This window comes from Streptomyces sp. NPDC053079, assembly GCF_044546695.1.
GTDB lineage: Bacteria > Actinomycetota > Actinomycetes > Streptomycetales > Streptomycetaceae > Streptomyces.
In genome coordinates, this window is sequence record NZ_JBITZJ010000002.1 from 896,467 (window position 1) to 920,833 (window position 24,367).

At 70.6% G+C, this 24,367-nt stretch carries 25 protein-coding genes; 14 read left to right on the top strand and 11 right to left on the bottom strand.

Annotated elements, in window-relative coordinates:
• Positions 1-45: 45 nt before the first annotated feature.
• From ACIGXW_RS11365 to ACIGXW_RS11380, 4 genes are all read right to left on the bottom strand, one after another.
• Positions 46-522: a MarR family transcriptional regulator gene (locus tag ACIGXW_RS11365; protein WP_360908768.1), complete on the bottom strand. Its 477-nt coding sequence runs from the start codon at positions 520-522 to the stop codon at positions 46-48.
• 101 nt (positions 523-623) lie between these two features.
• Positions 624-1,391 (bottom strand): AIM24 family protein, encoded by a 768-nt coding sequence (locus ACIGXW_RS11370; protein WP_360908766.1) that lies wholly within the window; start codon positions 1,389-1,391, stop codon positions 624-626.
• On the bottom strand, positions 1,388-2,038 hold the full coding sequence (locus tag ACIGXW_RS11375) for an AIM24 family protein (RefSeq protein ID WP_071962649.1): 651 nt from the start codon (positions 2,036-2,038) through the stop codon (positions 1,388-1,390). Before ACIGXW_RS11375 ends, ACIGXW_RS11370 begins: the two co-directional genes overlap by 4 nt.
• Positions 2,038-2,721, bottom strand: a complete 684-nt coding sequence (locus ACIGXW_RS11380) for an AIM24 family protein (protein ID WP_071962648.1) — start codon at positions 2,719-2,721, stop codon at positions 2,038-2,040. Before ACIGXW_RS11380 ends, ACIGXW_RS11375 begins: the two co-directional genes overlap by 1 nt.
• Positions 2,722-2,848: 127 nt before the next feature.
• Here ACIGXW_RS11380 and ACIGXW_RS11385 point away from each other — a divergent pair, with 127 nt between their 5' ends.
• From ACIGXW_RS11385 to ACIGXW_RS11420, 8 genes are all read left to right on the top strand, one after another.
• Positions 2,849-3,193, top strand: coding sequence for a DUF3817 domain-containing protein (locus tag ACIGXW_RS11385; protein ID WP_071962647.1), 345 nt, complete (start codon positions 2,849-2,851; stop codon positions 3,191-3,193).
• The gene (locus tag ACIGXW_RS11390) at positions 3,190-3,510 is read left to right on the top strand and encodes an MTH1187 family thiamine-binding protein (RefSeq protein WP_071962646.1); all 321 of its coding nucleotides are present in this window, start codon (positions 3,190-3,192) and stop codon (positions 3,508-3,510) included. The genes ACIGXW_RS11385 and ACIGXW_RS11390 overlap by 4 nt, the downstream gene beginning before the upstream one ends.
• 65 nt (positions 3,511-3,575) lie before the next feature.
• Positions 3,576-3,941 (top strand): hypothetical protein, encoded by a 366-nt coding sequence (locus ACIGXW_RS11395; RefSeq protein WP_399572169.1) that lies wholly within the window; start codon positions 3,576-3,578, stop codon positions 3,939-3,941.
• A 42-nt stretch (positions 3,942-3,983) separates the two neighbouring features.
• The gene (locus tag ACIGXW_RS11400; RefSeq protein WP_071962644.1) at positions 3,984-4,493 is read left to right on the top strand and encodes a MarR family transcriptional regulator; all 510 of its coding nucleotides are present in this window, start codon (positions 3,984-3,986) and stop codon (positions 4,491-4,493) included.
• Between the two features lie 43 nt (positions 4,494-4,536).
• Entirely contained in the window at positions 4,537-4,869 is a 333-nt protein-coding gene (locus ACIGXW_RS11405) for a DUF3817 domain-containing protein (RefSeq protein WP_399572171.1), read from the top strand.
• 166 nt (positions 4,870-5,035) lie between these two features.
• Entirely contained in the window at positions 5,036-6,736 is a 1,701-nt protein-coding gene (locus ACIGXW_RS11410; protein WP_399572174.1) for a methylmalonyl-CoA mutase, read from the top strand.
• A 112-nt stretch (positions 6,737-6,848) separates the two neighbouring features.
• Positions 6,849-7,658: a helix-turn-helix domain-containing protein gene (locus tag ACIGXW_RS11415; RefSeq protein ID WP_399572176.1), complete on the top strand. Its 810-nt coding sequence runs from the start codon at positions 6,849-6,851 to the stop codon at positions 7,656-7,658.
• Positions 7,655-7,843 carry a DUF397 domain-containing protein gene (locus tag ACIGXW_RS11420; RefSeq protein WP_399572178.1) on the top strand — a complete coding sequence of 63 codons (189 nt, stop codon included), beginning with the start codon at positions 7,655-7,657 and terminating at the stop codon, positions 7,841-7,843. The genes ACIGXW_RS11415 and ACIGXW_RS11420 overlap by 4 nt, the downstream gene beginning before the upstream one ends.
• Here the strand turns inward: ACIGXW_RS11420 and ACIGXW_RS11425 are convergent.
• Positions 7,825-8,481, bottom strand: coding sequence for a TetR/AcrR family transcriptional regulator (locus tag ACIGXW_RS11425; protein WP_071964136.1), 657 nt, complete (start codon positions 8,479-8,481; stop codon positions 7,825-7,827). The two genes, ACIGXW_RS11420 and ACIGXW_RS11425, sit on opposite strands and share 19 nt — an antisense overlap.
• A gap of 228 nt (positions 8,482-8,709) precedes the next feature.
• Here ACIGXW_RS11425 and ACIGXW_RS11430 point away from each other — a divergent pair, with 228 nt between their 5' ends.
• The 4 genes from ACIGXW_RS11430 to ACIGXW_RS11445 all read left to right on the top strand — a co-directional run bounded on the left by ACIGXW_RS11430 (position 8,710) and on the right by ACIGXW_RS11445 (position 12,799).
• Entirely contained in the window at positions 8,710-9,678 is a 969-nt protein-coding gene (locus ACIGXW_RS11430) for a tetratricopeptide repeat protein (RefSeq protein ID WP_399572180.1), read from the top strand.
• A 582-nt stretch (positions 9,679-10,260) separates the two neighbouring features.
• Positions 10,261-10,893: a DUF6230 family protein gene (locus ACIGXW_RS11435; RefSeq protein ID WP_071964134.1), complete on the top strand. Its 633-nt coding sequence runs from the start codon at positions 10,261-10,263 to the stop codon at positions 10,891-10,893.
• A gap of 132 nt (positions 10,894-11,025) precedes the next feature.
• The gene (locus ACIGXW_RS11440; RefSeq protein WP_399572182.1) at positions 11,026-11,523 is read left to right on the top strand and encodes a DUF6114 domain-containing protein; all 498 of its coding nucleotides are present in this window, start codon (positions 11,026-11,028) and stop codon (positions 11,521-11,523) included.
• Positions 11,513-12,799, top strand: a complete 1,287-nt coding sequence (locus ACIGXW_RS11445) for a hypothetical protein (protein WP_399572185.1) — start codon at positions 11,513-11,515, stop codon at positions 12,797-12,799. Before ACIGXW_RS11440 ends, ACIGXW_RS11445 begins: the two co-directional genes overlap by 11 nt.
• Positions 12,800-12,879: 80 nt before the next feature.
• On the opposite strand, the gene ACIGXW_RS11450 is transcribed toward ACIGXW_RS11445, so the two are convergent.
• The gene (locus tag ACIGXW_RS11450; RefSeq protein WP_399572186.1) at positions 12,880-13,479 is read right to left on the bottom strand and encodes a TetR/AcrR family transcriptional regulator; all 600 of its coding nucleotides are present in this window, start codon (positions 13,477-13,479) and stop codon (positions 12,880-12,882) included.
• Positions 13,480-13,601: 122 nt separating this feature from the next.
• On the opposite strand from ACIGXW_RS11450, the gene ACIGXW_RS11455 reads away from it, so the two are divergent.
• Entirely contained in the window at positions 13,602-14,519 is a 918-nt protein-coding gene (locus ACIGXW_RS11455) for an alpha/beta fold hydrolase (protein WP_399572188.1), read from the top strand.
• Between the two features lie 96 nt (positions 14,520-14,615).
• Here the strand turns inward: ACIGXW_RS11455 and pyk are convergent, their stop codons facing one another.
• From pyk to pta, 3 genes are all read right to left on the bottom strand, one after another.
• Positions 14,616-16,043 (bottom strand): pyruvate kinase, encoded by a 1,428-nt coding sequence (pyk, locus tag ACIGXW_RS11460; RefSeq protein ID WP_360908724.1) that lies wholly within the window; start codon positions 16,041-16,043, stop codon positions 14,616-14,618.
• Positions 16,044-16,115: 72 nt separating this feature from the next.
• A complete protein-coding gene (locus ACIGXW_RS11465) occupies positions 16,116-17,327 on the bottom strand; it encodes an acetate kinase (RefSeq protein ID WP_071964127.1) in 1,212 nt (403 codons plus the stop codon).
• Between the two features lie 84 nt (positions 17,328-17,411).
• Positions 17,412-19,508, bottom strand: a complete 2,097-nt coding sequence (pta, locus tag ACIGXW_RS11470) for a phosphate acetyltransferase (protein WP_399572190.1) — start codon at positions 19,506-19,508, stop codon at positions 17,412-17,414.
• Positions 19,509-19,707: 199 nt separating this feature from the next.
• On the opposite strand from pta, the gene ACIGXW_RS11475 reads away from it, so the two are divergent.
• Positions 19,708-20,733 carry an ATP-dependent 6-phosphofructokinase gene (locus tag ACIGXW_RS11475; protein WP_071964123.1) on the top strand — a complete coding sequence of 342 codons (1,026 nt, stop codon included), beginning with the start codon at positions 19,708-19,710 and terminating at the stop codon, positions 20,731-20,733.
• Between the two features lie 67 nt (positions 20,734-20,800).
• Here ACIGXW_RS11475 and ACIGXW_RS11480 read toward each other — a convergent pair whose 3' ends face one another.
• Positions 20,801-21,676 (bottom strand): NAD(P)-dependent oxidoreductase, encoded by an 876-nt coding sequence (locus tag ACIGXW_RS11480; RefSeq protein ID WP_399572192.1) that lies wholly within the window; start codon positions 21,674-21,676, stop codon positions 20,801-20,803.
• A 144-nt stretch (positions 21,677-21,820) separates the two neighbouring features.
• Positions 21,821-24,358, bottom strand: coding sequence for an ABC transporter permease (locus ACIGXW_RS11485; protein ID WP_399572194.1), 2,538 nt, complete (start codon positions 24,356-24,358; stop codon positions 21,821-21,823).
• Between the last annotated feature and the right edge of the window lie 9 nt (positions 24,359-24,367).

The following is a 24,367-nucleotide window of genomic DNA, read 5'->3' on the forward strand; positions in this document are numbered from 1 at the left end:
GCGCGTGCGCCGGGCTCATCTCATGTCCGTGGGGCCGACGGGCGGTCAGACCTTGCCGCGCGTGGAGCGCAGGTGCCGGGCCACCGGGGCCAGGGACTCGTGGAGCGCCTTGAGCTCCTGTGGCGACAGCAGGTCGACGAAGTGCTCGCGCACGGAGGCGACGTGGTGCGGGGCGACCTTGCGCATGGTCTCCCAGCCCTGTTCGGTGAGGACCGCGAACAGCCCGCGCCGGTCGGACTCGCAGTTCTCCCGGCGGACGAGCCCGGCGTTCTCCATGCGCGTGATCTGGTGCGACAGACGGCTCTTGGACTGCAGGGTGGCAGTCGCGAGATCGCTCATCCGCATCCGGTGGTCGTCCGACTCCGAGAGGTTGACCAGGATTTCGTAGTCGTTGTTGGTGAGGCCGAACGGCTGCAGGTCCCGTTCGAGCTGGTGCATCAGCAGCCGGCTCACGTCCAGGTGGGCGCGCCAGGTGGCCTGTTCCTCGTCGCTGAGCCAGCGGGTGCCGTTCTCGGTGTCCATGGATGGATTCTACCTAAGAAGTTGAAAGATTAACTAAGGGCGGTTACGGGCGAGCGTAAGGAGAGGTCATGCGTTCGACGTCACACTCTGCAGGGTACCGCTCACAGCCCGAAGCGGCGCTGGAGGTCGCCGAGCTGGCCCGGCAGACGGGGCGTCATTGTCTGATTTCCGGCACTTGCGTGCGGAACGCCAGCCTGCTGCGGCGGACCCTCGCCCGTGGCGATCTCCTCCATCAGCTGCTCGGTGGACTGCAGCAGCACCGTCCCGGACCCGACGAACTCGAACTGGTGCTCCTCGCCGGAGGCGCCGCCGATACCCGTGAGCCTGCGCACGCCGCCCATCACTCCGCGCATGTACTGGTGGTCGTAGTGGTGGCAGGGCGAGGGGCAGTCCGCCCACCCCACCAGCGCCTGCGGGTCCACGCGCACCGGCGGCTCCACGAAGACGACCGGACCGTTGGAGGCGGCCACGAACTTGCCCGTGCCGATCAGGGTCAGGAAGCCCGGGATGATGGACTGCTTCAGCGCCAGCGTCGGCTCGAAGGCCAGCAGATTGCCCGAGCGGACGGTGAGGTTGCCGTCCTCCAGGTCGTAGGAGTTGACGTCGAAGGACCGGTCGGCGAGCAGCATCTTGCCCTGCCCCTCCGCCACCACCCAGTCGGCGGCGTGCAGGGGGGAGTGGAAGCTGCCGGCGATCAGCCGGTCCAGGGGGCCGTGGCCGATGCCGTGGAAGTCGATCCGCCCGTAGTAGGCGATCATCTTCCCCTTCTGCAGGAACCATTGACCCTTGAGGTCCACGCTGAAGGCGTACGGATTGACGTTGTCGTCGGCCGGCAGGGTCGACGCGTCATGGATGACCGGGGCGTTCACAGCTTCTCCTCCGAGGCCTGTACGTACACCGTGCCGCTGCCCGAGAGCTCGAGCCGGAACGCCTCGCCGCTGCCGCGGCCGACGACCTCACGCCAACCCAGGGCCGCCGTCAGCTTGTTGCGGACGTCACCCCTGTGGGCGACGTAGGCCTGCGGGTCGACGGTGACCGGGCGCTGTGGATTGATCGGCAGCTCGATGAAGCCGCCGTGCGCCATCACGGCCACCGCGCCGTGCCCCTTGAGGGTGGTCGTGAACAGCCCCTGCCCGGTGACCTGACCGCGCACCATGCCCATCACACCGCCCTGCGACCCCATGAACATCGTCCCCTGCTGCAGCGTCCCGTCGAACGCCAGCAGCCGGTCCGCCTCGACGTAGAGGGTGTCGCCCGAGAGCTCGATGACGTGGACGTGGTGGCCGCCGTGGCCGAACATGACGGTGCCGCTGCCCTCCACGGTCATCAGCGGCGTCGCCTCGTTGGCGATGCGACGGCCGATCATCCCCATGACGCCGCCCTGGCCGCCGGTGATGCTCGGGGTGAAGGAGACGTCGCCCTTGTAGGCGAGCATGGCGCCGCGCTGGCTGAACAGCCGCTGCCCCGGAATGACCTGGGCCTCGACCATGCGCGAGTTGAGAAGCCGGAACGGCATTAGACGTCACCCCCGATCGTGTTGCGCTCGCTCGGCTGTACGTACACGAGCCCCTCGCCCTCGAAGCGGATCTGGAAGGCCTCTCCCGAGCCCTCCCCGATGAAAGTCCGGAAGTTCACGCCGGACTGGAAGTGCTGCTTGAGCCGCCCGGTGTGCGCGATGTACGCGCCGGGGTCGACCTGAAGCGGCATCTGCGGGGTCACCCGCAGCACGATCGCCGTGCCGCCCGAGAGGATCGCCGCCTGGCCGGAGCCCTCGACGGTGGTGGTGAACAGCCCGTTGCCCTGCGAGGCGCCGCGCAGCCCCGTGAACGTGGTGCCGGTCCGCAGCGCCGAGTCCGTGCAGAGCAGGTTGCTGGCCTCCACGTACAGCGTCTCGCCGCGCAGCGTGACGAGGTTGATCTCGCTCGCCCGGTCGGCGAAGTAGCAGGTGCCGTGCCCCTTCACCTCCATGACTTCCATCTGTTCGCCGGTGAGCCGGCGCGTGACCATGCCGCGCAGGCCGTCACCGCCGCCGGTCATCTTCTTGAATGCCATATCGCCCTCGTACGCGACCATCGAGCCGTTCTTGGCCTTGACCGCGTCGCCCGCCATGTCGACGGCGAGAACTTTGCTCCCGTGGAGCCGAAACTGAGCCACGCCCCCGACGCTAGCGGGCGGACATACGCCTCCAACAGGCCCCATGGCCCCTGAAGTACTCCGGAACGGACCCGGATCCGCTGATCATTTTCGGGGCTGCGACAATGGGGCAGCTTGTGAATGCCATCACAAGCTGTGACCGTCCCGCCACGTCGACCGAAGGTGTGCCCCCGTGGACCTCAAGACCGCCTCCGCCCTGCGCCGGCTCCGCCTGGTCTCCGTTCCGGAGGCCGTGTCCTTCCTGCTCCTGATCGTCTGCTCGGTACTGAAGCGGACCACCGACTTCAACGCCGTGCCCGTGATGGGCGGCGTCCACGGTGTGCTGTTCATCATCTACGTGATCTTCTGGATCGACGCCTGGGTGACGGCCAAGTGGCAGCTGAAGACCGCCGCCCTCTACTTCGTCCTCTCCGTCCTGCCCGCCGGCGGCTTCTTCGCCGACCGCATGCTGCGCCGCGAGGCCGAGGCGACCGTCATCGCCGCCCGCGCCCGTAAGGAAGGCGTGATCAACGCATGATCGTCGCCTTCTCCGTCTCCCCGATCGGGGTGGGCGAGGACGTCGGCGAGTACGTCGCCGACGCGGTCCGCGTCGTGCGCGAGTCCGGGCTGCCCAACCGCACGGACGCGATGTTCACGTCCGTCGAGGGCGAGTGGGACGAGGTCATGGACGTCGTCAAGCGCGCCGTCGCCGCCGTCGAGGCGCGCTGCGGACGGGTCTCCCTCGTACTGAAGGCGGACATCCGCCAGGGCGTCACCGGAGGGCTGACGTCCAAGGTCGAGACCGTCGAGCGCTACCTCGCCGACGGTGCATCCGGAGCCGGCGCCTCCTCCTGAACGAGGCCTCGGCACCGTGCCGTACGCTCGGCCCCCCGAAGAAGATCGACAGGGGGAGCCGAGCCATGTTCGAACTGTTCAAGGGCGGAGCCAAGCACTCCGGGCCCGACCTCGGCGTCGCCGTCCTGCGCGACTCGCACGCGGTCGCCGAGGCCGTGCGCGAGGCGCTCGCGGGTGCGAGCGCGGAGGACCGGCCGGGCCTGGAGCGCGCGGCCGCGCTGATCGCCGAGCGGGCGGCGCGGCCGGAGAGCGAGATCCGGGGCGAGTGGGTGCGCGGCATCGTCGCGGCCCAGGGCGTGGACCTGCACGCGCAGGAGATCCACGCGATCCGCGCGCTGCGCAAGGCCCAGCCGCGGCTGAGCCTCGCGGACGCCGTCCATCTGGTGCGCGAGGCGGCGGCGACGGACCCCGGACGGCCGTCCGAAGTCTGAGATGGCCCCGGCCGGGATATGCCCGAACTGTAGGCTCGTTCCGTGCCCAAGCCCCTCAGCCTCCCCTTCGACCCCATCGCCCGTGCCGACGAGCTCTGGAAGCAGCGCTGGGGATCGGTGCCGTCCATGGCCGCGATCACCTCGATCATGCGGGCGCACCAGATCCTGCTCGGGCAGGTCGACGCGGTCGTCAAGCCGTACGGGCTGACGTTCGCGCGGTACGAGGCGCTGGTGCTGCTGACCTTCTCCAAGGCCGGCGAGCTGCCGATGTCGAAGATCGGCGAGCGGCTGATGGTGCACCCCACGTCGGTGACCAACACCGTGGACCGGCTGGTCAAGGCGGGCCTGGTCGACAAGCGGCCCAACCCCAACGACGGGCGCGGCACGCTGGCCTCGATCACCGACAAGGGCCGCGAGGTCGTCGAGTCTGCCACGCGCGACCTGATGGCCATGGACTTCGGGCTCGGCGCGTACGACGCGGACGAGTGCGGGGAGATCTTCCGGATGCTGCGGTCGCTGCGGGTGGCGTCGGGCGACTTCGCCGAGGAGTGACCCGCGCGAAGATCGTGCAAATCGGACGGTTACCCTCAGGGGCATGAAGAAGAGCGTGCTGACCCGCTACCGGGTGATGGCCTATCTCACTGCCGTGATGCTGCTCGTGCTGTGCGTCAGCATGGTGTTCAAATACGGCTTCGACACAGGTGCGGGTGCGACGCTCGTGATCTCCCAGATCCACGGCGTGCTCTTCATCATCTACCTGGTCTTCGCCTTCGACCTGGGCTCCAAGGCCAAGTGGCCGCTGGGCAAGCTGCTCTGGGTGCTGGTCTCCGGCACCATCCCGACGGCCGCCTTCTTCGTCGAGCGCAACGTCGTCCGCGAGATCGAGCCGATGATCACGGACGCCGCCCCGGCGACCGCCCGCGCCTGACCGGTCCCGGCCGCGCCCGAACGCGCCGCTTCGATTCGCTCCACACCGCCCCGGACACGCCGCCCCTTGTGTCCGGGGCGTTCTTGCGCGAAAATTTAGTAGGACGTCCTACTAAATTCTTGACCTTGGGCCTTGCACGGGGCGCGGAGAGGCAGACGAGACCACCATGGACGCAGCAGCCATTGAGGCGGGGCGCAGCCGCTGGCAGGCCCGGTTCGACAAGGCCCGCAAGCGCGACGCCGACTTCACCACGCTCTCCGGCGACGAGGTCGCCCCGGTCTACGGCCCCCGCCCCGGTGACTCCTACGAGGGCTTCGAGCGCATCGGCTGGCCCGGGGAGTACCCCTTCACCCGCGGTCTGTACCCCACCGGCTACCGGGGCCGCACCTGGACCATCCGGCAGTTCGCCGGCTTCGGCAACGCCGAGCAGACCAACGAGCGCTACAAGATGATCCTCGCCAACGGCGGGGGCGGCCTCTCGGTGGCCTTCGACATGCCCACCCTCATGGGCCGTGACTCCGACGACCCCCGCTCCCTCGGCGAGGTCGGCCACTGCGGCGTCGCCATCGACTCCGCCGCCGACATGGAGATCCTCTTCGGGGACATCCCGCTGGGCGACGTCACGACGTCCATGACGATCAGCGGCCCGGCCGTCCCCGTGTTCTGCATGTACCTCGTGGCCGCCGAGCGGCAGGGCGTCGACACCGGCATCCTCAACGGCACGCTGCAGACCGACATCTTCAAGGAGTACATCGCGCAGAAGGAGTGGCTCTTCCAGCCTGAGCCCCATCTGCGTCTGATCGGCGACCTGATGGAGCACTGCGCGCGCTCCATCCCGGCGTACAAGCCGCTGTCCGTCTCCGGCTACCACATCCGCGAGGCCGGGGCGACGGCCGCGCAGGAGCTCGCCTACACGCTCGCGGACGGCTTCGGCTACGTCGAGCTGGGCCTCTCGCGCGGCCTGGACGTCGACACGTTCGCGTCCGGCCTGTCCTTCTTCTTCGACGCCCACCTCGACTTCTTCGAGGAGATCGCCAAGTTCCGCGCGGCCCGCCGCATCTGGGCCCGCTGGATGAAGGAGGTCTACGGAGCGAAGACCGACAAGGCCCAGTGGCTGCGCTTCCACACCCAGACGGCGGGCGTCTCGCTGACCGCCCAGCAGCCGTACAACAACGTCGTGCGCACCGCCGTGGAGGCCCTCGCCGCCGTCCTCGGCGGCACCAACTCCCTCCACACCAACGCCCTCGACGAGACCCTCGCCCTGCCCAGCGCGCAGGCCGCCGAGATCGCCCTGCGCACCCAGCAGGTCCTGATGGAGGAGACCGGCGTCGCCAACGTCGCCGACCCGCTGGGCGGCGCCTGGTACGTCGAGCAGCTCACCGACCGCATCGAGGCCGACGCCGAGAAGATCTTCGAGCAGATCAAGGAACGCGGGCTACGCGCCCACCCCGACGGCCGGCACCCCATCGGACCCGTCACCTCCGGCATCCTGCGCGGCATCGAGGACGGCTGGTTCACCGGCGAGATCGCCGAGAGCGCCTTCCGCTACCAGCAGGCGCTGGAGAAGGGCGCCAAGCGCGTCGTCGGCGTCAACTGCCACGAGGGCTCGGTCACCGGCGACCTGGAGATCCTCCGCGTCAGCCACGAGGTCGAGCGCGAGCAGGTGCGCGTCCTGGCCGAGCGCAAGGCGGCCCGCGACGACGTCAAGGTACGGGCCTGCCTCGACGCCATGCTGACCGCCGCCCGGGACGGCTCGAACATGATCGAGCCGATGCTGGAGGCGGTACGGGCGGAGGCGACGCTGGGCGAGATCTGCGGCGTGCTGAGGGACGAGTGGGGGACGTACACGGAGCCTGCGGGGTTCTGACGCCTGCCGGGTTCACTCACACGTGCGGAGGGTTTTCGAACCCGTCTCGTACATGGCTTGCCCGCCCTAGCCTCCGTTGGTACCGACAGAGGTACGGAGAGGGGCGGGTGCCGTGACGGGTGAGACTTCGCAGCCACCGATGGCGTGGCGGCTGTGCGGGAACCAGGTCAAGCTGTGGCGGATGGACGCGGGCGTCAGCCGGGAGGCGCTGAGCCAGGAGGCCGGGTACGGGTACGAGACCGTCAAGTCGATGGAGCAGGGTCGGCGGCGGCCCAGTCAGCGGTTGCTCGAGGTCGCGGACGAGATGTGCGGCGCCAAGGGGAAGCTGCTGGCTGCACTGAACTACTTGCAGCCGGACAGGGCGCCCTGGGTGCTGCACCTTCTCATGGATGCGGAAGCCACCGCGGTCGCCCAGTGCCACTATCAGACCGTCCTCATCCCGGGGCTCCTTCAGACCGAGGAGTATGCGCGTGCGTTCATCAGTACTCAGTGGCCGCCCGTAGATGACGAGACGATCGAGCAGCGGGTGGGGACCCGTTTGGAGCGGCAGGAACGGCTGAAGCGGCCGACGGTGATGTTCAGCTTCGTCCTCTACGAGGCAGCCCTGCGCACTCGGGTCGGTGGGCCTGACACCATGCGGAGACAGCTTCTTCATCTGCTGGAGGTCGGTGCACAACGCAACGTGTCGGTCCAGGTCCTCCGCGCGGATCAAGGCTCCTTCGGCTGGCTCAATGGGCCGATGGTGTTGCTGGAGACCGAGGGGCGTGACCTGTGCGCCTATGTGGAGGGGCAGGGCTTCAACTCCCTGTTCGTGGAGCGCGAGAAGGTGAGCGCGCTCTCCCAGAGATACGGCATGCTCCGCACGCAAGCACTCAACACTGAGGATTCAGCAGAGTTCATCAGGAAGTTGGCCGAGGAATGACACTCAGCGAGCAGACATGGTTCAAGTCAAGCTATAGCGATAGTGACGTAGGCGGCGAATGCGTCGAAGTCGCCCGTACCCCCCGCACCGTCCACCTCCGTGACTCCAAACGGAAGGACGGCCCCCACCTCTCCATACCCGCCACCGCCTGGGCGGACTTCATACGCTACGTACCCGAGGTCTGACTCATCGCCCCCAGGCCGCCCACCAGCAGCGCCGTAAGCCCCCGCGTCCACTCCTCGTCCACCGGTTCCGCGCTCACCAGCGTGCGATGGACGACCGCGCCGGCGATGACGTCGAAGATGAGGTCCGCGTTGCGGTGGGCCGCCGTGGGGTCGTCCTCTTCGGGGAGTTCGCCGCGGGACTGGGCTCGGGTGCGCCCCAGGAGGACCAGGTGCTTCTGGCGGTCGACGATCGCCGAGCGGATGCGTTCGCGCAGGGCCTCGTCGCGCGTGGATTCGGCCACGACCGCCATCAGGGCCGTCTTCGTCTCCGGGCGCTCCAGGAGCGACGCGAACTGCAGCACCACGCCCTCGATGTCGGCCCGCAGGCTGCCCCGGTCGGGCAGTTCCAGGTGCTCGTCGAAGAGGGCCGCCACCGCGTCCACGACGAGTTCGTTCTTGCCCGCCCAGCGGCGGTAGAGCGTGGTCTTCGCGACCCCGGCCCGGGCCGCCACGTCGCCCAGTGTCAGCTTGCCCCAGCCCAGCTCCACCAGCGCCTCGCGCGTCGCCCCGAGGATCGCGCGGTCCGCCTCGGCGCTGCGCGGCCGGCCCGTGCGGCCACCGGGCGGCGTGCGGCGCGCGGGGGGAGGAGCGGAGGTCATGAAGGGGACCTTACCGTCGGGTAGGCGCTCTGGTATGACTCAGATCACAGTGCCCGGTGTGGTGTCTGCAGTTACGCTACGAGCCGTAGCGAAAGAGCTGAGAGCGACAACCACGCATGCCGGGTGGGGACCCGGCGTCGGAAGCGAACCGCTACGGGTTCACGGTACGGAGATCACGCCTTCGGCGTACTTTTCCGGTTCACCGCGCCGAGGGGGGAGGATAGGCCCATGCAGCCACGGAACATGTCCATGAGTGGAGTGGTCGACCTCGCCGCGGTGAAGGCGGCCGGCGAAGCGAAGCAGAAGGCGGAGCAGGCGCGGGCGAATGCCGCGCGCCAGGGCGGCGTGCCTGCCGCCGGTGCGGGCCGCCTCGTCTTCGACGTCGTCGGTGAAGTGGGTTTCGACCAGGAAGTCCTGCAGCGCTCCGCCGAGGTGCCCGTCGTCATCGACTTCTGGGCCGACTGGTGCGAGCCGTGCAAGCAGCTCGGCCCGCTGCTGGAGCGGCTGGCCCAGGAGTACGCGGGCCGGTTCGTGCTCGCGAAGATCGACGTCGAGGCCAATCAGACGCTGTTCCAGCAGTTCGGCGTGCAGTCGATCCCCGCGGTCTTCGCGGTGGTGGCCGGGCAGGCCCTGCCGCTCTTCCAGGGCGCGGCCCCGGAGGCGCAGATCCGGCAGGTCCTGGACGAGCTCATCGGTCTGTCCGAGCAGCGCTTCGGCATCGTGGGCCCGCCGCTGGAGGGCGGCGCGGCCGAGGCCGGTGTGCCGCAGGCCCCGGCCGGCCCGCACGACGGCGTCCTGAGCGCGGCGCACGAGGCGCTGGACGCCGGTGACCTGGGCGGCGCCATCCGTGCGTACCAGAACGTCCTGTCGGACGACCCCGCCAACGTCGAGGCCAAGGCGGGTCTCGCCCAGGCCGAGCTGCTGCAGCGCGTGCAGAGCATGGACCCCCAGCAGGTCCGCAAGGCCGCCGCGGACGCGCCCGGCGACGTCCGGGCGCAGATCGCGGCAGCCGATCTGGACCTGGTCGGCGGGCATGTGCAGGACGCCTTCGGGCGTCTGATCGACGCCGTGCGCAAGACGGCCGGCGAGGACCGCGACGCGGCCCGCGTGCGGCTGCTGGAGCTGTTCGAGGTGATCGGCCCCGACGATCCGCGGGTGACGGCCGCGCGTACAGCGCTGTCGCGCGCGCTGTTCTGACGAGGCCGGCGAGGCCCCGCCTCACCCTGTGCCCCAAGCGGCACAGCCGCCGCGCTTTACCAAATCTTGGTAATCGTGGACCCTGTTACTGCCAGTAAGAAGAACCCGGGCTTACGCCCGGGTTCTTCTGCTTTCTCCGCTTCTTCCCGGACACGCTGCGGCACCTTCGCGCAGGGGCTCGATGCCGACTGGTCTCCCGTCGGTTATCGGCCCGTTACTCGTGAGTAATCAACCTCTTGTGCCCCGGCCGTGAATGCATCACGATCGGCCCAGCCCGGTCCATCCCCCGCCGCCCGGCCGTCCGGTCGCGCGGGGTGTGGGTCCCCACCGGGCCGGCCGGTGCGCAGGCGCCGGCCAGTGGGACAGGGGGGTCCCCGCCCCAACGGCGGGGCCTGTCCCGGAGGTTGCGCGAACGCGTGGCCAGTGGTTGTCGCTCGGGGGTGAACGCCGGTGTGTATCGGGCGCGATTGGCGCCGCCGAATGCGACGGCGCTCTCCTTCCCGAGGACGTAGCGCTTCTCCCATCCCGGGCAACGGGCCCCACGGCCCGCCCGGAGGTGTACGTCCGAGAAGGAGGAAAGTCGTGAAGTCCCAGACTCGTGGCGGGACCAGATGGCGCCGGTTCGCCGTCGTCATGGTCCCCAGCGTCGCGGCGACGGCCGCGATCGGCGTGGCCCTCGCCCAGGGCGCCCTCGCGGCGTCGTTCAGTGTGTCGGGCCAGCAGTTCCAGGTGACGGCGAAGAAGCTCGAGGGCAAGGGGTTCGTCCAGTACGGGGCGATGGACCAGACGAAGAAGGGCGGCAAGCCCGTCGCGGTCGTCGGCCTCGACTCCGCGAAGATCACCAAGCTCTGTCAGGCGGTGACCGTCCCGACGCCCTTCGGCAACGTGTCGCTGAAGCTGGAGGCCGGTGGCGGCGCCGACAAGGTCGAGGCGACCAAGCTCTACATCGACGCCGACGACATGAAGGCCAACGCGAAGTTCACCAACGTCGACATCGGCGTATCGGTCAGCGACACCACCAAGGGCCCCGGCCCCGCCAAGCCGGGCGAGGACAACCGCGGCGCGTACGTGCCCGGCTCCTTCGCCCAGCAGGCCGACGAGGTGGAGTTCACCGACGTCGACCAGCGCGCCTGGGCGACCTCGGCCGGCACCTTCACGCTGCCCGGCCTGCACATGGGCGTCAGCATGGGCGGCGCCGAGTGCAAGAACAACTGACGCGCTGAACGGGAGGGTACGGGGCGGCGGTTCGGCTCCCGTGCCCGTACCGTCCCGTGCGTGCGCCGCCTCGCGCTTCTCCGTGCTTCTTTGCGTACCACCGATTTCGCCAGTCCCGAGGAGCTGTACACCATGAGCGCCGACACGCGACCACGGCTGATCGACAACTTCGGCCGCACCCGCCGTTCGTTCTGGGACTGGCGGGGCCGTCGCCCGTTCTGGGGCGGGCTGCTGTGCATCCTGGCCGGCGTCCCGATCATGTACATCCCGTACCAGACCATGACCCTGGGCGACCTGCACATCCGGATGGCCACGACGGCAGGCGCCGGCTCGCTGATCATCGGCGTGCTGCTGGTCGTCCTCGGCCTGACCATGTGGTTCCAGCCGCAGTCGAGGGTCTTCGCGGGTGTCGCCGCGATCCTCCTCGCGCTGGTCTCGCTGGTCGTCTCGAACTTCGGCGCCTTCCTGATCGGCTTCCTGCTCGCCCTCGTCGGCGGGGGACTCGGCGTCTCCTGGATGCCGGGCAAGCCGCTCGCCGGGGCGCCGGCCGACAACGGCGGGGACACCGCCGGCACCCCCACCGGCCCCGGCCTGGTGAAGGGGAACGACGGGAGGCACCGTGCCGACTGACGAGGAGCGCCGCGCCGGAACGGGCCCGCGCCACGCCGCACCGCGCAAGCCCCTGCTGTCCCGGCTGCACATGCCGGCCGGCAAGGCCATCGCCCTGGCGGCGATGCCCAGCGCGGTGCTGATGGGCATGGGCCTGACGCCGACGCTGGCGCAGGCCAAGCCGGTGCAGCCGCCGAAACCTTTCGGCGACGCACAGTGCGCGACGGCGCCGGACGCGGAGGCGGACGGTGACGAGGCCAAGGGCGCCGATGGTGCCAAGGGTGCGGACGGTGTCGACGGTGCCGGGAAGCCGGCGCCGGAGGGGAGTTCGCCGTCCCCGTCGCCGGACGCGTCGCCCTCCGCGGGTGGTGCCGGCAAGAGCGGTGACAGCGGTACGAGCCGGGGTCGCGAGCCCTCCGCCTCGTCGTCCGTGAAGCCCTCACCGCGTACGCAACCGGCGCCGGCCCCGGCCCCGGTGAGCCCGTCGCCGTCCCCGTCGCCGTCGCCGTCCAAGGCGAAGAACCCGCTGGACCCGCTGGGTCTGGGCGAGAAGCTGACCGACATCCTGACGGGCGGCAAGAAGGCGACGCCGAGTCCTTCGGCGTCCCCGTCCCCGTCCGGATCACCGTCCCCGGCCGCGCCCGAGCCCGCGCCGCCGCCCGCCGAGGACGAGGGCAAGGGCAAGGCCAAGGGCACGCCCACCCCGGCTCCCGGGGCCTCCGGCGGACCCGCCGCCGGCACGCCCTCGGCCAAGCCCACGACCGGGGCCTCGCCCACCCCCTCGGCGTCACCGGACGCCGACAAGCCGCTGCCCCCGTGCCCGGCCGGGCACGTCCTCGACGAGAACGAGAAGCGCGCCTTCCCGAACCAGCCCTGGTACCTGGAGGCGAGCAAGCTCACCCTGACCGGCCTGACCTACGAGGGCGTCAAGCGCATCACCATGGTCAACGGGCAGCAGAAGTCGGTCCTGAAGTTCACCGCCGACTCGCTGGCGATCAAGGACCTGCACCAGATCGTCAACAACCAGGGGAAGCAGTACCACGTCACCGGGCCCGGGACGACGTCCACGGTCTCCGGCGGCAAGGTCACCATGTACACGGAGGAGTTGAAGGGCAAGCTGCTGGGCGTGCTGCCGTCGACGCAGTCGCCGACCAGTCTGCCGCCGCTGATACCCGGGGTGAAGCTGCCGATCCCGATCTTCTTCACGGATGTGAAGATCCGTCAGTCCGGGCAGTTCGGGGGCACGCTGCAGATCCCCAACCTGCATCAGTACTTGACGGAGGGGACGTACCCGTAGGGCGTGGTGTCCTCAATCGCCGGACGGGCTGGCTGTGCTGTGTCCTCAATCGCCGGACGGGCTGAAATTCAGCCCGTCCGCTACAGGAAGAGCCGGTCCAGGTGGTGGCCGAGCGCCGCGGCGGCGGACTCCGGGCCGCGCTGGCCGGCCAGGACGGCGGTGCCCAGCCCCGCCGCCATGGCGAGCAGGCCGATCGCGTCCGCGCGCGCGTCCACGTCGGGGCGGGTGAGCCCGGCCTCCTCCGCCTCCTGCAGCAGCCGGGCCACCGTGTCCTCGGCGGCGTCGGGGTCGTCCAGGATGGGCTGTGCGGCGAGCCGCTCGTCCGTCATGGCCAGGACGGCGTACGAGGTGTGGACGAGGTGGAAGCGGCGGCTCTCCTCGTCGGTCGGCAGCGACGCCGTCAGCAGCGCCTCGATCAGCGCGCGCGGCCCCGGGTCGTCCCCGGCGGCCCGGACCCGGGCGGCGACCCGCTCGGTGAATCCGGCGGTCAGGTGCCGTAGCCCGTGGAGCAGCAGCTTCTCCTTGGTCTCGAAGTAGTACTGCACCAGCCGTAGTGAGACTCCCGCCTCGGCGGCCACGTCCCGCATCCCCACGGCATGCAGTCCGCGCCGCCCGGCGACCCGGACGAGCGCCTCGGCGATCTCGGCGCGCCGTTCGTCGTGGTCCACGCGCTTGGGCATCGCCGTGTCTCCGTTCGTCGGTCCCTGTGCTGACGGCCCCCTCGGGGGCCTTCATGGTACGCCCGTATCACCATCATGGTACGGTCGTACCACGAAAATGGACGCTCCGGAGGTGGCCCGCCGTGCCCGAGACCGTGACCCCCGCCCGTAACCGCGCCGATGTCGGCCGCTACGTCAACGACGCCTTGCGCGACCGCTACTTCGCCGCCTGCGACGCGGTCTACGCCCTGGGGCCGACCGCCCGCGCGGAGACGGACGTGGAGACGGCCTTCGGGACCACCCACGTCTACCGCTACGGCCCCGCGGATCCCGCGGCCGCATCCCGTACCCCGGTCGTCCTGGTGCACGGGGCGGGCTCCTGCTCCGCCATGTGGTACCCGAACACCGCCGCGCTGAGCGCCGAGCGCCCGGTGTACGCGATCGACACCCCCGGCGACCCGGGCCGCAGCGTGCAGCGCGCACCCCTCTCCCGGCCCGAGCACGCCGCGCAGTGGCTGGACGAGACGCTCGCCGGCCTCGGCCTGGACCGCGTCCACCTCGTCGGCTCCTCCTACGGCGGCTGGCTCGCCCTGAACCAGGCGCACCGCCGGCCCGGCCGCCTCGCCTCGGTCACGCTGCTCGATCCCGGCGGCCTGGAGAAGGTGGGGCTGCGCTTCTTCGTCTGGATATTCGCCAGCCTCTTCGCCACGTTCGCGCCCAAGGCGCTGCGCCCGCGCCTGGCGGCCTGGCTGGAGCAGCCGGTCCTCGTCGTGCCCGAGCTGCGCGCGATGATCCGCTCCGGCGTCCGCGCCTACCGCGTCCGCCGCCCGGCGCCGCTGCCCCTCGCCGAGGACGAACTGCGCACCATCGGCACCCCGCTCTATCTGCTGCTCGGCAAGCGCAGCCTGCTCCTGCACCCGGGGCGGCAGGTGGAGCGCGTCCCGCGCCTGATACCGGGTGCCCGCGCCGAGATCATGACGAACACCGGCCATGGCCCGCAGATCGACCACGCGGAGGAGGCCAACCGCCGCATGCTGGGCTTCATGGACTCCGTCGGCTGACGGCCCCGGGAGGGCCGGCCACGGGCCGGGCATACGAAGACGCCGGGCGGGCTGGATTTCTCCAGCCCGCCCGGCGTCCTACGGAGCCCGAAGGGGTCAGACGGTCTCGCCGCCCAGGTGGTGCACCCGGACCATGTTGGTGGTGCCCGGGATGCCGGGCGGGGAACCGGCCGTGATGATCATGGTGTCGCCCTTGCTGTAGCGCTGGAGCTTCAGCAGCTCGGCGTCGACCAGGTCGACCATCGCGTCCGTGTTGTCCACGTGCGGCACGACGTAGGTCTCCACGCCCCAGCTCAGCGTCAGCTGGTTGCGGGTCGAGGCGTCCGTGGTGAAGGCCAGGATCGGCTGGGCCGTGCGGTAGCGGGACAGACGGCGGGCCGTGTCACCGGACTTGGTGAAGGCGACCAGCGACTTCGCGCCCAGGAAGTCCGCGATCTCGCAGGCCGCGCGGGCGACCGAGCCGCCCTGCGTGCGCGGCTTCTTGCCCGGCACCAGCGGCTGCAGGCCCTTGGAGAGCAGCTCCTGCTCGGCGGCCTCGACGATGCGGGACATCGTCTTGACCGTCTCGATCGGGTACGCGCCGACGCTCGACTCGGCCGACAGCATGACCGCGTCCGCGCCGTCCAGGATCGCGTTGGCGACGTCGGAGGCCTCGGCGCGGGTCGGGCGCGAGTTGGTGATCATCGACTCCATCATCTGGGTCGCGACGATCACCGGCTTGGCGTTGCGGCGGCACATCTCGATGAGGCGCTTCTGCACCATCGGGACCTTCTCCAGCGGGTACTCCACCGCCAGGTCGCCACGGGCCACCATCACGCCGTCGAAGGCCATGACGACCTCGTGCATGTTCTCGACGGCCTGCGGCTTCTCGACCTTGGCGATGACCGGCACCCGGCGGCCGACCTCGTCCATGACGCGGTGGACGTCGTTGACGTCCTTGGCGTCGCGGACGAAGGACAGGGCGACCATGTCGCAGCCCATCGCGAGCGCGAACTTCAGGTCCTCGATGTCCTTCTCGGACAGCGCCGGGACGTTCACCGCCGCGCCGGGCAGGTTGATGCCCTTGTGGTCGGAGATGACACCGCCCTCGATGACGATCGTCTTCACGCGCGGACCGTCGACCTCGGTGACCCGCAGCTCGACGTTGCCGTCGTTGATCAGGACCTGGTCGCCCTTGACGACGTCGCCGGGCAGGCCCTTGTACGTCGTGCCGCAGATGGTCTTGTCGCCGGGGACGTCCTCGGTGGTGATGACGAACTCGTCGCCGCGCACCAGCTCGACGGGGCCGTCCGCGAAGGTCTCCAGGCGGATCTTCGGGCCCTGGAGGTCGGCCAGGACGCCCACGGCGCGGCCGGTCTCCTCCACGGCCTTGCGGAGACGGTTGTACCGCTCCTCGTGCTCCGAGTGGGTCCCGTGGCTCATGTTGAAGCGGGCCACGTTCATACCGGCCTCGATCAGCGTCTTCAGCTGGTCGAAGGAGTCGACGGCAGGGCCCAGGGTGCAGACGATTTTGGAACGGCGCATGGGGCAGATCCTATCGGTTTGTTTCGGAGCGGAATATTCGAGCTGTGGGAAAGGCCAAGGCCGGGCCGGTGATCAAGCGCTGACCAGGGCGTACGCCTGGGTGGCGATCTCGAGCTCCTCGTCGGTCGGGACGACGGCCACCGCGACCCGCGCGGAGTCGGGGGAGATCAGCCGCGCCTCGTCGGAGCGGATCTCGTTGAGACCGGCGTCCACGACCAGGCCCAGCTCCTCCAGACCGGCCACGGCGGCCTCGCGCACGGGCGCGGCGTTCTCGCCCACGCCCGCCGTGAAGGCCACGGCGTCGACCTTGCCGAGCACCGCGTAGTAGGCGCCGATGTACTTCTTCAGCCGGTGCACGTAGATGTCGAAGGCGAGCGCCGCCCGCTCGTCGCCCTCGTCGATGCGCCGGCGGATCTCGCGCATGTCGTTGTCGCCGCACAGTCCGATCAGACCGCTCTTCTTGTTCAGGAGCGAGTCGATCTCGTCGACGGACATCCCGGCGTTGCGGGACAGGTGAAGGATGACCGCCGGGTCGATGTCACCGGAACGGGTGCCCATCACCAGGCCCTCCAGCGGCGTCAGGCCCATGGAGGTGTCGACGCAGCGGCCGCCCTTCACCGCGGACGCCGAGGCGCCGTTGCCCAGGTGCAGGACGATGACGTTGACCTCTTCGGGGGCCTTGCCCAGCAGCTTCGCCGTCTCGCGGGAGACGTAGGCGTGCGAGGTGCCGTGGAAGCCGTAGCGGCGGACCATGTGGGCGTCGGCGGTCTCGACGTCGATCGCGTAGCGCGCGGCCGACTCGGGCATCGTGGTGTGGAAGGCGGTGTCGAAGACCGCGACCTGCGGCAGGTCGGGGCGCAGCGCCTGGGCGGTGCGGACGCCGGTGATGTTGGCCGGGTTGTGCAGCGGCGCGACCGGGATCAGCCGCTCCATCTCCGCCATCACCTCGTCGGTGACCACGGTCGGCTCGGTGAACTTCTGGCCGCCGTGCACCACGCGGTGACCGATCGCGGCCAGTTCCGGCGAGTCCAGGCCCAGACCGTCGGCGGTCAGCTCCCGGGCGACGGCCTTCAGAGCGGCGTCGTGGTCGGGCATCGGCTCCAGGCGCTCGCGCTTGGCGCCGCCCGTCGCGAGCGGGGTGTGCGCCAGCCGCGAGGTCTCCTCGCCGATGCGCTCGACCAGTCCGACGGCCAGCCGGGCGCCGTCGGCCATGTCGAGCAGCTGGTACTTGAGGGAGGACGAGCCGGAGTTGAGGACGAGGACGCGGGTGGCGTTGGCAGTCATGGGGGCTTTCCGTGTGGGGGTTCTCGGGGCTGTGAGGGGTACGGGACCGGGGACGGGGCGCGCCGCCCCGTCCCCGGCTCCGTATTACGGCTCGGTGCGCTCGCCGCGCTGCTCGCCCTGCGCCTGGATGGCGGTGATGGCGACGGTGTTGACGATGTCCTGCACCAGCGCGCCGCGCGACAGGTCGTTGACGGGCTTGCGCAGACCCTGCAGGACCGGTCCGACCGCGACGGCGCCGGCCGACCGCTGCACGGCCTTGTAGGTGTTGTTCCCGGTATTGAGGTCGGGGAAGACCAGCACGGTGGCCTTGCCCGCGACCTCGGAGCCGGGGAGCTTGGTCTTCGCCACGGCCGAGTCCACGGCGGCGTCGTACTGGATCGGGCCCTCGACCAGCAGGTCGGGGCGGCGCTCGCGCACCAGCTCGGTGGCCTTGCGGACCTTGTCGACGTCCGCGCCGGAGCCGGAGGTGCCGGTGGAGTACGACAGCATCGCGATCCGCGGCTCGACGCCGAACTGGGTGGCGGTCGCCGCGGACTGGATGGCGATGTCCGCGAGCTGCTCGGCGTTGGGGTCGGGGTTGACCGCGCAGTCGCCGTAGACCAGGACCCGGTCGGCCAGGCACATGAAGAAGACCGAGGAGACGATCTGGGCGCCCGGGGCCGTCTTGATGATCTCGAAGGCGGGGCGGATGGTGGCGGCGGTGGAGTGCACCGCGCCGGAGACCATGCCGTCGGCCAGGCCCTCCTGGACCATCAGGGTGCCGAAGTAGGAGACGTCGGCGACGACGTCGTGGGCGAGCTCCACGGTCATGCCCTTGTGGGCGCGCACCTTCGCGTAGAGCTCGGCGAAGCGCTCGCGCAGCGGCGAGGTCTGCGGGTCGATGATCTGGGCGCCGCCCAGGTCGATGCTCAGCTCGGCGGCGCGCTTGCGGATCGCGTCCTCGTCGCCCAGCAGGATCAGGTCGCACACGTCACGGCGCAGCAGCACGTCCGCGGCGCGCAGCACGCGCTCCTCGGTGCCCTCGGGCAGGACGACGCGGCGGCGGGCCGAGCGGGAGCGCTCGATCAGCTCGTGCTCGAACATCATCGGGGTCACGCGGCTGGAACGGGCCACGGAGATGCGGTTCGTCAGCTCGGAGGTGTCCACGTGGCGCTCGAACAGGCCGAGGGCGGTCTCGGCCTTGCGCGGCGAGGACGCCTCCAGCTTGCCCTCGACCGCGAACAGCTCGGCGGCGGTGGGGAAGGAGCCGCCCGGCACCGAGACGACCGGGGTGCCGGGGGCCAGCCGGCCGGCCAGCGCCAGGATGTCCGGGCCCGGCCGCTCGTCCAGGGTCAGCAGCACACCGGCGATGGGCGGGGCGCCGGCGCTGTGCGCGGCCAGCGCGCCGACGATCAGGTCCACGCGGTCCCCGGGGGTGACCACCAGGCAGCCCTCGGTCAGGGCCGGCAGGAAGACCGGCAGCATGGCGCCGCCGAAGACGAAGTCCTTCGCGTCGCGCGAGAGGCCCGCGTCGTCGCCGAGCAGCACCTCGGCGCCCAGCTTCTGCACGATCTGCCGCACGGTCGGCGCGGAGAGCGAGCCGTCCTCCGGCAGCGCGTAGCAGGGCACCGGCAGGGTCGCGGAGAGCCGCTCGGCGATCGCCTCGCGGTCGGCGGGGGAGACGCGGTTGACGACCAGGGAGACGACGTCGCAGCCGAGGCTCTCGTAGGCGCGGTAGGCGTTGCGGGCCTCGGCGTCCACGGACTCGGCCGACTGCTCCTGGCCGCCGACGACCGTGATGACGGACGCGGCGAACTCGTTCGCCAGTCGTGCGTTGAGGGCCAGCTCGTCGGGGAGCGTGGTGCCGGCGAAGTCGGTGCCGAGGACGAGCACGTACTCGTACTCCCGGGCCACCGCGTGGAAGCGCTCGACGAGCCGGGAGACCAGCTCGTCCGTGCCGCGCTCGGCCTGCAGGGCTGCGGCCTCGCCGTAGGTCAGGCCGACGACGCTCTCCGCGGTCTGGGTCAGCCGGTAGCGCGACCGCAGCAGGTCGAAGAGGCGGTCGGGGCCGTCGCCGTGGAAGAGCGGGCGGAAGACGCCCACCCGGTCGACGTGGCGAGTGAGGAGCTCCATGACTCCCAGCTCGATGACCTGGCGCCCGTCGCCGCGGTCGGTCCCGGTCACGTACACGCTGCGCGTCACGCGTGCTCTCCTTGATGCTTCGCCGAGTGTTCTTCGGAAGAAAATAAACCCGTTAAGGTGGCCTTGCCCTCTTGACAATACCTGCGCCCGTGGATAAGGCGCGCGTCAGTGTGGTGTCGGGGGTGCGGCAGTACCGGCCGGCCCGTGAAACAATCGGCCCGGCTCACATGTACCAGTAGCGAGCAGGAGACACAGCACGATGCGCATCGGAGTCCTCACCGCGGGCGGCGACTGCCCTGGCCTGAACGCTGTCATCCGCTCGGTCGTGCACCGCGCGCTTGTCGGCCACGGTGACGAGGTCATCGGCTTCGAGGACGGCTTCAAGGGCCTCCTCGACGGCCGCCACCGCAAGCTCGACCTGGACGCCGTGAGCGGCATCCTGGCCCGCGGCGGCACCATCCTCGGCTCCTCCCGCCTCGAGCGCGCCCGGCTGCGCGAGGCCTGCGAGAGCTCCAAGGAGCTCGCCCGCGACCTCGGCATCGACGTGCTGATCCCGATCGGCGGCGAGGGGACGCTCACCGCGTCCAAGATGCTCTCCGACGCCGGCCTGCCCGTCGTCGGCGTCCCCAAGACGATCGACAACGACATCTCCTCCACCGACCGCACCTTCGGCTTCGACACGGCCGTCGGCGTCGCCACGGAGGCCATCGACCGCCTCAAGACCACCGCCGAGTCCCACCAGCGGGTGATGGTCGTCGAGGTCATGGGACGACACGCCGGCTGGATCGCCCTGGAGTCCGGCATGGCCGGCGGCGCCCACGGCATCTGCCTGCCCGAGCGCCCCTTCGACCCGGCCGACCTCGTCAAGATGGTCGAGGAGCGCTTCTCCCGCGGCAAGAAGTTCGCCGTCATCTGCGTCGCCGAGGGTGCCCACCCCGCCGAGGGGACGATGGACTACGCCAAGGGCGCCATAGACCAGTTCGGCCACGAGCGCTTCGCCGGCATCGGCACCAAGCTCGCCGTCGAGCTCGAGAAGCGCCTGGGCAAGGAGGCCCGCCCGGTCATCCTCGGCCACGTCCAGCGCGGCGGCACCCCCACCGCGTACGACCGCGTCCTCGCCACCCGCTTCGGCTGGCACGCGGTCGAGGCCGCCCACCGGGGCGACTTCGGCAAGATGACCGCGCTGAAGGGCACGAACATCGAGATGGTCCCGCTGGCGGAAGCGGTGACCGAGCTCAAGCGCGTGCCGGAGAACCGGATGAACGAGGCCGAGTCGGTCTTCTAGGCACGGACCTGCCGCACGACATGGCTGTGGGCCACCCCGAGGGGTGGCCCACAGCCATGTCCGCAGGTCATTTGCGCAGCAGCTCCGCGATGCCCGTGAGGTTCTCCGCGCCGTGCCCGTCGGCCACGCGCCGCTCCATCAGCTCCTGCAGGGCCGTGAACAGCACGGGCCGCACGCCCTGCTCCTCGGCCGTCGTGATGAGATTGCCGAAGGCGGCCGCCTGCATGCCGATGGAGGACACCACCCCCTGCGTGTAGTCGCCCGTGGAGATCTCGTGGGCGAAGTGCGGGATGCTCCCGGCCATGGCGGCGATCCACGCGCTCAGCATCGGCGCGAACCGCTCCGCCGGCACCTTCTCCGTGTCCACCAGGGCCAGGGCGTGGACGACGCCCGAGAACAGCCCGTACATCCCGCTCAGCAGCGCGATGTCGTAGAGCGCCGCCAGGCCCGCGTCGGTGCCGACGAAGTGGGCCGCGCCCAGGCGCTCGAGCGCCGGCCGGTGCGCGTCGAAGGCCTCCCGCGCACCGCTGTAGAGGACGAACGCCTGCTCCGTGCCGATGCCCGGCGGGACGGCCATGATGCCGCCGTCGAGGTAGGTGATGCCGTGGGCGGCGGCCCACGCGGCCGCCTCGCGGGCCTGGGCGGGGGTGCCGTTGGTGAGGTTGACCAGGGTGCGGCCGGCGAGGTCGGCCGCCACGGGGTCCAGGACCTCGCGGACGGAGGCGTGGTCGAGCAGGCACACGACGACGAGCTCGCCCGCCGTCACGGCGGCGGCGAGGTCACCGGCCCGGACGGCGCCCCGGGCGACCAGCGGGTCGGCCTTGGCGGCGCTGCGGTTCCACACGGTGGTGGGGTGACCGTTCGTCAGGAAGGCGGTGGCCAGGGCCGTTCCCATGGCGCCGAGACCGAGGACGGTGACGGGGGAGGCAGGGGTGGTGCTCATGTGCTTCAGGCTCCAGGTGTGCGGTGCGAAAACGGCTGTGGCGCGCCTCCATCAGATTTGCCGATGGGGCGCGCCACGCCAAGTACGCACAAATAAGTGGGCACTTACCTGGAGGTGAGTGGGGGCGGCGGGAGCCGCGGGGGGCTACTGCGCCCCGATCGACTCCAGCATGTTGAGCCTGGCGGCCCGGCGGGCCGGCCAGAGCGCGGCCAGGACGCCGACCGCGAGGGCCAGCAGCAGGAAGACCGCGATCCGCGCCCACGGCACGACCATCTCGTACTGCGGGAAGGACGAGCGCAGCAGGTGGCCGCCGGACCAGGCGAGGAAGATGCCGACCCCGACGCCCATGACCGCGCCGAACATCGCGATCGCCACGGACTCCAGCCGCACCATCCGCTTGACCTCGCGGCGGGCCAGGCCGATTGCCCGCAGCATCCCGATCTCCCGGGTCCGCTCGAAGACCGACATGGCGAGGGTGTTGACGACGCCGACGACGGCGATGACGACGGCCATGCCCAGCAGGCCGTACATCAGGTAGAGGATGTCGTCGAGGCTGCCGGCCTGGGAGCGGCGCAGGTCGTCCTGGCTCTCGACCTTGATGAGCGGGTTGCCGCCCAGGGACTCCTTGATCTTGCCGGGGAGGCCCTTCGCCTGGCCGGGGGCGGCCTTCACCAGCACCTGGTCGTCGCGCACCTTGTCCTGGTGCGGGTCCACGAGGGCGGGTGTGGTCAGGACATCGGACAGCACGTCGTTGTCCCGGTAGACCGCCGCGACGCGCGGGCTCGCCTTCTTGCCGTCGTAGAACGCCATCGGCAGCGTCGAACCGGCCTTCAGGCCGTGATCCTTGGCGAACTTCTCCGCGACCGCGACGGTGCCGGCGCCGCGCACGTCGGCGAGCGAGCCGCCGACCACGCGCACGTCGGTCACCTCGGCGACGGTCCGTACGTCGGTGGCGTAGGCCAGCGCGGGACGTCCGTCCGCCTCGAAGCCGAGCGAGCGCAGCGGAACCGCCGCCTCGACGCCGGGCTGCCCGGCGAGCGTCTTCGCGATCTCGGGCGAGAGGCCGAGGTAGCTGGAGGAGCTGACCTTGTAGTCGGCCTTCAGGTCCTGCTGGCCCATCTTGTTCATGCCCTCGTTCGCCGATACGGCGGCCACGGTCAGGCCCGTGATCAGAGTGAGGCCGATCATGAGGGCGGAGGCGGTGGCGGCGGTGCGGCGCGGGTTGCGCAGGGCGTTCTCCTTGGCGAGCTTGCCGCTGACGCCGCAGAAGCGGACGGTGAGCCGGCCGAAGAGGTTCACGAACGGGCGGGAGAGCAGCGGGGCCAGCACGATGACGCCCGCGAGGGTGAGCGCCGAGCCCGCCATGGCGGTCGTCAGACCGCCGCTGGTGCGCAGTGTGGTGACGTACAGCATGACCGCCACGCCCGCGGCGGTCAGGACCGCTCCGACGCAGTTGCGCACGACGAGGCTGCGCGTGGTCGGTGCCTGGTCGACGGCGGCCAGCGCCTCGACCGGGGCGATCCGCGCGGCCTTGCGGGACGGCAGCCACGCGGCGAGCACGGTCACCGCGACGCCGACGCCGAGGGCGTAGAGCACGGCCGTCGGCGTGATGACCATCGGGCCGTCCGGCAGGCTCGCGCCGGTGGAGTTCAGCAGCGGGTGCAGGCCGGCGGCGATGCCGAGGCCGAGGACGAAACCGGCGGCGGAGGCGACGAGGCCCAGCAGGCCCGCCTCGATCAGCACCGAGCGCACCACCTGGCGGCGGGAGGCGCCCACCGCGCGCAGCAGCGCGATCTCCCGGCTGCGCTGGGCGATGAGCATGGTGAAGGTGTTGGCGATGATGAAGATGCCGACGAAGAGGGAGATGCCGGCGAAGACCAGGAAGGTCTTGCGGATCGAGCCGGTCTCCTGGTCGATGCCCTTGGCCTGGTTCTCCGCGAGCTTCTTGCCGCTCTCGACCTCGAAGGACTTCGGCAGCGCCTCGCGGACCTTCGCGGTCAGCTTCTGCTGGTCGGTGCCGGGGGTAGCGGTGACGACGATCTCGCTGAACTCGCCGGGCTTGCCGAAGAGCTTCTGCGCGGTCGCGGTGTCGAAGAGGGCGAGGCTGCCGCCCGCGCTCACCCGCGGGTCGTCGCTCTTGACGATGCCGACGAGCTTCTTGGTGACGACCGGGCCGTCGACGGCCAGCCGGACGGTGCCGCCGACCTTGGTGCCGATCGTGCCCGCGGTCTTGGCGTCCAGGGCGATCTCGCCCTCGGCGGCGGGGCCACGGCCCTCGGTGAGCGGGTAGCGGCTGTCCTTGCCGTCCTTGCCGGGAACGTAGTTGGTGCCGCTGTTGCCCCAGACGTTGCCGGTGGCGTTGTTGTGCCGGTCGGCGATCACGGGGGTGCCGGTGACGGAGGGGCGGACGGAGGCCACACCGGGCAGGGCGCGGACGGTGTCGACGACGCGGGTGTCGAGGGCGGCCTGGCCGTCGGCACGGTCGGCGCGGGGGCCGCCGGCCGTCACCTGGACGGCGACGTCGTCGAGGCTCTTGGCCATCCTGTCGCGGTAGGCGCTGCCGACGGAGTCGCTGAAGATCAGGGTGCCGGAGACGAAGGCGGTGCCGAGGAGGACCGCGAGGGCGGTCATCATCAGCCGGGTCTTGTGCGCGAGGAGGTTGCGCAGGGCGGTACGGAACATGGTTTCGGC